This window comes from Agromyces sp. NPDC055520 (assembly GCF_053619715.1).
The window spans coordinates 1-7,189 of record NZ_JBSHJY010000075.1; the positions used below are offsets into that span (position 1 = coordinate 1).

Genomic DNA, 7,189 nt, shown 5'->3' on the forward strand with positions numbered 1-7,189 from the left:
GTGCACTACGGCGCGGCGCGGGCGCGACGGCCGGCCGGCCCGGTGCGCGGGCGGAGCGGGCGGCTCGGCGGCCGACGGACCCTTCGGCGCACGGCACGTACGGCGCGGGGCCCGGACGGTGTCGGTGTCGAGCCAGCGCGACACCGAGCGGGCGCTCATCGCGAAGGAGCGCTGGGAGCTCGACACCATGCCCGAGCAGGAGTTCACCGAACTCGCCGGCCTCTACCGGGCGAAGGGGCTCACGGCCGAGACGGCCGAGGCCGTCGCCCGCGAGCTCACGGCCCACGACGCACTCGCCGCCCACCTCGAGGCCGAACTGCACATCGACCAGAACGACGTCGCCAACCCCTGGCATGCGGCCGGGGCATCCGCTCTCTCGTTCGTCGTCGGCGCGGTGCTGCCGATGCTCGCCATCCTGCTGCCGCCGCCGGAATGGCGGATCCCGACGACCTTCATCGCGGTCGTCGTCGCGCTCGCGATCACGGGGTGGCTGAGCGCGTGGATCGGCGGGGCGCCGCGGGGGCGTGCCATCGCCCGCGTCACGATCGGCGGTGGGCTCGCGCTCGCCGTCACCTGGGTGATCGGCGGGCTGCTCGGCGGGGCGGTCTGATCCGCCGCCGAGGTCGAGATCGCGGCCGCTTGCTCGGCGTCGCGCCCTGGCTCAGCCCACGCGCCCGAGCGCGAGCGCCGCGTACATGAGCGCCGCCACGGTCTCGCCGTCGGTGATCTCGCCGGCGCGCACCATCCGCATGACCTCGGGCCACAGCACGGCGCGAACGGCCGAGATGCCTTCTTCGCGGCGGCTCTCGTGCGAGGCGTCGGCGTCGCCCGCTCGGCGGAGCCCGGTCGCGAGGTACACGTGCTCGGGTGCGCGGGCGATGCCGTTGAGCGCCGTCATGCGGCCGATCTCACGCCAATCGGATGCCTCGTAGCCTGTCTCTTCGGCGAGTTCGCGTTGCGCGGCGACGAGCGGGTCTTCGCCGTCGGTGCCGCCGGCCGGCACTTCGACGCTCGTACCGACGGTGTGCCGGTCGAGCGTGACGAGCAGCACCTCGTCGTCGTCGGTGACGGCGACGACGAACGCGGCCGGGTTCGCCGTCTCGACGACGCCGTAGATGCCGACCTCGCCGTCGGGCCGCACGACCTCGTCTTCGACCACCCGGATCCACCGGTTCTCGTACACAGTGCGCGAGGCGCGCGTCGGCCAGTTCACGGGTGCCCCATCGGTCGGATACTGGGAGTCGCCGCGGTCGGCGGCGGCATCGGCACGCGCTCGACGAACCGCTGGGCGGCGAGCACCGCAGCGACGCCGAAGGCGGCGCCGACGACGGTCTCGATGAGCCGATCGCCGAGCAGCACCGGCACTGGCACCGGGCCCGCGAGATGCGCGACCGTGAGGGCGAGCGGCGTGACGAAGACGAGTGCAGCTCCGTAGTGCCGGCCGACGAGGAGCTCGGCACCGAACTGGCAGACCGCGACCACGGCGACGAGCACCCAGACCGGCGGCTCCGGCCAGAGCACGAGGCCGGTGACGCCGACGCCGACGGCGGTGCCGACGACCCGGTGCCAGGCTCGCTGCACGGTGTGGGCGGCGCGCGCCGGCGGTATCACCGCGACGGCGCTGACGACCGCCCAATACGGGTGGCCGATGCCGAGCAGGAGTGCCACACCCCCGGCGGCGAGTGCGGCGCACACGTTCTGCGCCGCGTTCAGCCAGACCCTGGGGTCGGCGTACGCACGCACGCGCACCGGAGCCCGCCGGGGAAGCTCCTTGAAGATCTCCTCCTCGCGCGCGCGCACGACGCGGCGCAGCAGCCACCCCGACATCGCCAGCAGCCATGCGAACGCCGCAGCGGCCGCCGCGACGCCCCAGCGGAGCCAGCCGCTGCCGTCGTCGACCGGCTGCGCTGCGCAGACGAGAACCGCGAAGACGGCGAACAGCGGCCCCGAAGGCGTGACGCCCAAGGTGTTGAAGACGAGGATCACGAGCGCGATGACGACGGCGAGCGCCACGGCCTCGACGGCGACCGGGGCGTCGACGGCCGAGAGCAGGATGCCGACACCGATCGCGCCGAGCTGCACGGCGCCGGCAGCCGTGACCGTGCGCAGGCGCGTGCGGTACGGCTCGCTCCGTCCGAAGATCGCCGTCATGCCGCCGAAGGCCGCGTATGCGGCGAGGTCGACTCGGTCGAGCACGACGAGCACCACGAGCGGTACGACCGCGGCGAGCGCCGCACGCAACGCCACCTCGAGGTCGAGTGCGCGCAGCGAACGGAGACGGGCGAACAGGCCCTCGGGTCGCCTCGAGCCCCGCCGTTCGGCCATCGCTAGATCTTCTCGATCGGCGCGATCTTGATGAGCAGCTTCTTCTGCCCGGCCGTGTCGAAGCTCACGTGCGCGATGCGCTTCGTACCCTCGCCGGTGACCTGCGAAACCGTACCCTCGCCGAAATCGGTGTGGCGGATGCGGTCGCCGGCAGCGAGCGTGAGGTCGCCGTTGTCGCGCACCGTGCCGGTGACCCGGTTCGCCCACTCGGTCTTCGGCTTGTCGGAACGAGTCACGCTGAACCGCTCGAGGTCGCGATCGCGTGTGCCCCAGGCGCCGCCCTGCCCCGGCCGGGCGTTCAGCGCGCGGGGGCGCGTGCCGCCGCGGCTCGTCGCCATGCCGGGAGACTGCCGCCAGTCGATGAGCCCCTCGGGGATCTCCTGCAGGTAGCGCGACGGCATGGCCACGGCGACCTCGCCGAACTGCGCCCGGCTCATGGCGAGCGAGAGGTAGAGGCGCTTGCGGGCACGCGTGATGCCGACGTAGAAGAGACGCCGCTCTTCGGCGGGCCCGCCCGGTTCGGAGGCCGACATCTGGTGCGGCAGCAGTCCCTCTTCGATGCCGGTGAGGAAGACGGCGTGGTATTCGAGGCCCTTGGCCGTGTGCAGCGTCATGAGCGAGACGGTGCCGGATGCATCGTCGAGCTCGTCGGCCGCAGCCACGAGTGAGACCTGGGTGAGGAAGTCGACGAGCGTCGCACCCGGGTTCTCGCGATCGAAGTCGCGGGTCTGCGCGACGAGCTCTTCGACGTTCTCGGCGCGGGTCTCGTCTTGCGGGTCGCGGCTGTTGCGCAGCGCGTCGAGCAGGCCCGAGCGCTCCATGAGGAAGACGAGCACGTCGGAGACCTTCGCGGCCCCGACGTTGGTGCCCGCCTCGATGCCCTCGGCCGACGGCACGAGCATCGCCGCCGCCTCGTCGAGCACCTGCGCGAGCCCCGAGATCGCGCGCGTGACCTTCGGCCCGAGCCCGAGCCCCTCGACCTCGCGCATCGCCTGGCGGAAGGTGAGTTCGTTCTGCTCGGCGAACTGGGCGAGCGACGTCTCGGTGGCCGGGCCGATGCCGCGCTTCGGGGTGTTCAGGATGCGCCGGAGTGCGAGCTCGTCGACGGGGTTCGCGACGGCGATGAGGTAGGCCATCGCGTCTTTGATCTCGGCCCGCTCGTAGAACTTCGTGCCGCCGACGACGCGGTAGGGCAGCGCCGAGCGCACGAAGATCTCCTCCAGCGCACGGGTCTGCGCGTTGGTGCGATAGAAGACGGCGATGTCGCGGTACGCGACTCCCTCGCGGTGCAGCGACTCGATCTCGTCGGCGATGAACTGCGCCTCGTCATGTGCGGTGTACCCCGTGTAGCCGACGATCTGGTCGCCATCGCCGTCGGCCGTCCAGAGTTTCTTCTCTTTGCGGTCGAAGTTGTTCGAGATCACGGCGTTGGCCGCCGACAGGATGTTCTGCGTCGAGCGGTAGTTCTGCTCGAGGAGCACGACCTTCGCCCCCGAGAAGTCGCGCTCGAACTCGGAGATGTTGCGGATGTCGGCGCCGCGGAACGCGTAGATCGACTGGTCGGAGTCGCCGACGACCGTGAGGCTCGCTCCGGGGATCGCCCCCGAGGCATCCGTCAGGCCGCGCACCAGGATGCCGTGCTCGTCGAGCTCGGCGACGATCTCGCGCGGCACCGCCCTCGTCAGCTCGTGGATCAGGGAGTACTGGGCGTGGTTCGTGTCTTGGTACTCGTCGACGAGGATGTGCCGGAACCGGCGCTGGTAGAGCGCGGCGACCTTCGGGAACGCCCGGAACAGGTAGACCGTCTCGGCGATCAGGTCGTCGAAGTCGAGGGCGCTCGCCGCACGCAGCCGCTGCGTGTACTGGCGGAAGATCTCGAGGAACATGCGCTCTTGCGGGTCGTTCGTGTTCGCGTTGCGCGCGTACGTCTCGACGTCGGCGAGCTCGTTCTTGAGCTTCGAGATCTTGGCCTGCGCGCTCGCCGGCGTGAAGCCGTAGGTGTCGGCGTCGAGCTCTTTGATGATGCGCTTGAGAATCGTGCGCTGGTCGGCCGAGTCGTAGATCGTGAACGTCGACGACAGCCCGATCGACTCGGCCTCGCGCCGCAGGATGCGCACGCACGCCGAGTGGAACGTCGAGATCCACATGCCCGACGCGCTCTCGCCGAGCAGCGCCTGGACGCGCTCGCGCATCTCGGCCGCCGCCTTGTTGGTGAAGGTGATCGCGAGGATCTGGCTCGGCCACGCCTCACGGCTCTCGATGAGGCTCGCGATGCGGTGCGTGAGCACCCGGGTCTTGCCCGAGCCGGCGCCCGCGACGATGAGCAGCGCAGGCCCGCGGTACTCGACCGCCTCGCGCTGCTCGGGGTTCAGCCCGTCGGTCAGCCGGGAGCCGGAATGGGAGCCGGCGTGGCCGGTGGAGGTCGCGGGCGGCGCCTCGCGCCAGCCGGCCGGGTCGTCGGGGTCGAGGATCAGCGTCATGTCGGTTCAATTCTAGGCGCGGCCCCCGACAGTCCCCCTCGACCCGAGTGTCCCCTCGGCCGCGCACTCAGCCCTGCGCGAGCCGGCGGGCCTCGACCCCGAGGTCGGGGTGGTCGAGGAACACCCCGTCGACGCCCGTCTCGATCACGCGCGCGAACTCGCCGAGCCAGTCGCCGTACGCCGCGCGCACCGAGCCCCGGCGGAACTCCGGAGCGAGGAAGCGGTTCTCGGGCCGCAGCGTCCAGGTGTAGATCTCGAGGCCGGCGGCGTGCGCCGCGTCGACCAGCTCGGCGCCGTGCAGCGGCGGCCCCGCGGCATCCGCTCGCTTCGCCTTCGCTGCCGCGCCCGCCCTGCCGACGAGCCGTGCCTTGCCGACGCTGACACCGTCGAAGCGACCGGCGAGGCCGAGCAGGCCCGCCTCGGTCATGAACGCGTCGTAGCGCGGTGCGGCGCCGCCCAGGTCTCGCACGAGGTCCCACGGCGCACCCGCGGCCTCGATGAGGAACACCCGCTTGCCCCGGATGCCGCGTGCCCCGAGCCGATCGAGCAGCGTCGGCTCGAACGCCTCCATGACGAGCCGCTCATCGCCGCGGCCCCACCCCGCCGCATCGAGCTCGGCCTGGAACAGCTCGTCGAGCGGCAGTCCGAGCGCGTCGAAGTGCGCGGCGTGCTTGAACTCGGCCACCATGCGCAGCAGTCGCCGCTGTTCGTCGGCGGCGACGTCGATGATCTCGAAGAGGTCGCGGAGCCTGATGATCGGGTAGCGCCCGTCGAAGCTCGCGCTCGACTGGCGCAGCGCCCCGAGGCGTTCGCGCGCGCGCAGCGTCGCGAGTTCGGCCCACGTGAAGTCCTCGGTGAACCAGCCGGTGAGGGCGGTGCCGTCGACCTCGCGCGTGGTGCGGCGGCCGGCGAATTCAGGGCGGTCCGCGACATCCGTGGTGCCCGAGATCTCATTCTCGTGCCGCAGCACGAGCACGCCGTCGCGAGTGGCGACGATGTCGGGCTCGACGGCGTCGGCGCCGAGCGCGAACGCGAGTTCGTAGGCCGAGCGCGTGTGCTCGGGCCGATACCCCGGTGCGCCGCGGTGCCCGATCACGAGCGGGCGCGGGGCGGTGTGGTGCTGCATGCGCCAAGCGTAGTCAGCACCGGGCCCGACGACGCGGCATGCCGGCGGGGGAATGTCGTGAGAACTCACGGCGTTGTCACTGACGACTCAGGTAGGTTGGCAGGGGTGCGGATGCCTCGTGCCGCCGCCCACCCGCTCCCCGTCGCTTCGACGCAGCCGAAAGCAGAGGAAAACCATGGCTCTCGACAACCCCGCCTTCTCGCGGAATTCCGCGTTCTCCGCTCAGGGGGGCGTGGCCGCAGCGCAAGACATCTCGGCCCAGCAGCTGCAAGAGATGTACAACCAGCCGTCGACGCCGCCCGCCGGCGAGACCATGACGGTCGAGACGACCATCCAGAAGTCGGCCGTCGCGTTCGGCCTGCTCGTCGTGGGCGCCGCCCTCGGCTGGGTCACGACCGAGTCGCTGCCGTTCCTCTGGATCGGCGCCGGAATCGTCGGCTTCGTGCTCGCCCTCGTCAACATCTTCAAGAAGCAGCCGTCACCCGCTCTCGTGCTCGCGTACGCGGGTGTGCAGGGCGTCTTCGTCGGCGGCATCTCGGCGTTCTACGAGACGATGTTCCCGGGCATCGTCGGGCAGGCCGTCATCGCGACGCTCGTCGTCGTCGGCGTGACCCTCGCGCTCTTCGCCTCGGGCAAGATCCGCGCGTCGAAGAAGGCCACCAAGATCTTCCTCATCGCGATGATCGGCTACGGCGTCTTCTCGCTCGTGAACTTCGGCCTCATGATCTTCGGCGCCACCGACAACGCCTTCGGCCTGCGTTCCGAAGAGATCTTCGGCATCCCGATCGGCCTCATCCTCGGCGTGCTCGTCGTCATCATGGCGGCCTACTCGCTCGTGCTCGACTTCGACTTCATCCAGCAGGGCGTGCGCAACCGCGCCCCGAAGAAGTACGAGTGGTCGGGCGTCTTCGGCATCATGGTCACGGTCATCTGGCTGTACCTCGAGATCCTGCGCATGCTCGCGATCGTGCAGTCGAGCGACTGACCTCTCGCTTCGCACCATCGAACGGCCGCCCTCGGGCGGCCGTTCGTGTTTCCGAGTGTCGAGTTGCACGATGATTCGCGCGGCACGCCGCGGGCACCCGGCATGTCACCCGATTCATCGTGCAACTCAGGGCAATCGACCGCGCACACGCCGAAGGGCGCCGGCCCCCCGGCCGGCGCCCCTCGCGCCAGTCAGGAGCGGCACAACACCCCCACGATGGTGCCCGGCGGCGTCGTCGTGACGGGGAGCACCACGCCGGTGACCACGGGCACC

The 7,189-nt window shown here is 71.0% G+C and carries 6 protein-coding genes; 2 read left to right on the forward strand and 4 right to left on the reverse strand.

Features of this window, described 5'->3' with window-relative positions:
- On the forward strand, window positions 1-610 hold a 610-nt coding region (locus ACWGST_RS16680; protein ID WP_452047788.1), incomplete at its 5' end, for a VIT1/CCC1 transporter family protein.
- A gap of 51 nt (window positions 611-661) precedes the next feature.
- Here ACWGST_RS16680 and ACWGST_RS16685 read toward each other — a convergent pair.
- The 4 genes from ACWGST_RS16685 to ACWGST_RS16700 all read right to left on the reverse strand — a co-directional run bounded on the left by ACWGST_RS16685 (window position 662) and on the right by ACWGST_RS16700 (window position 5,931).
- On the reverse strand, window positions 662-1,213 hold the full coding sequence (locus ACWGST_RS16685; RefSeq protein ID WP_452047789.1) for an NUDIX domain-containing protein: 552 nt from the start codon (window positions 1,211-1,213) through the stop codon (window positions 662-664).
- On the reverse strand, window positions 1,210-2,325 hold the full coding sequence (locus ACWGST_RS16690) for an FUSC family protein (protein WP_452047790.1): 1,116 nt from the start codon (window positions 2,323-2,325) through the stop codon (window positions 1,210-1,212). Before ACWGST_RS16690 ends, ACWGST_RS16685 begins: the two co-directional genes overlap by 4 nt.
- 2 nt (window positions 2,326-2,327) lie before the next feature.
- Window positions 2,328-4,805, reverse strand: coding sequence for an ATP-dependent helicase (locus ACWGST_RS16695; RefSeq protein ID WP_452047791.1), 2,478 nt, complete (start codon window positions 4,803-4,805; stop codon window positions 2,328-2,330).
- A 67-nt stretch (window positions 4,806-4,872) separates the two neighbouring features.
- Window positions 4,873-5,931, reverse strand: a complete 1,059-nt coding sequence (locus ACWGST_RS16700) for a glycerophosphodiester phosphodiesterase family protein (RefSeq protein ID WP_452047792.1) — start codon at window positions 5,929-5,931, stop codon at window positions 4,873-4,875.
- Window positions 5,932-6,106: 175 nt separating this feature from the next.
- Here ACWGST_RS16700 and ACWGST_RS16705 point away from each other — a divergent pair, with 175 nt between their 5' ends.
- On the forward strand, window positions 6,107-6,916 hold the full coding sequence (locus ACWGST_RS16705) for a Bax inhibitor-1/YccA family protein (protein WP_452047793.1): 810 nt from the start codon (window positions 6,107-6,109) through the stop codon (window positions 6,914-6,916).
- Window positions 6,917-7,189: the final 273 nt, after the last annotated feature.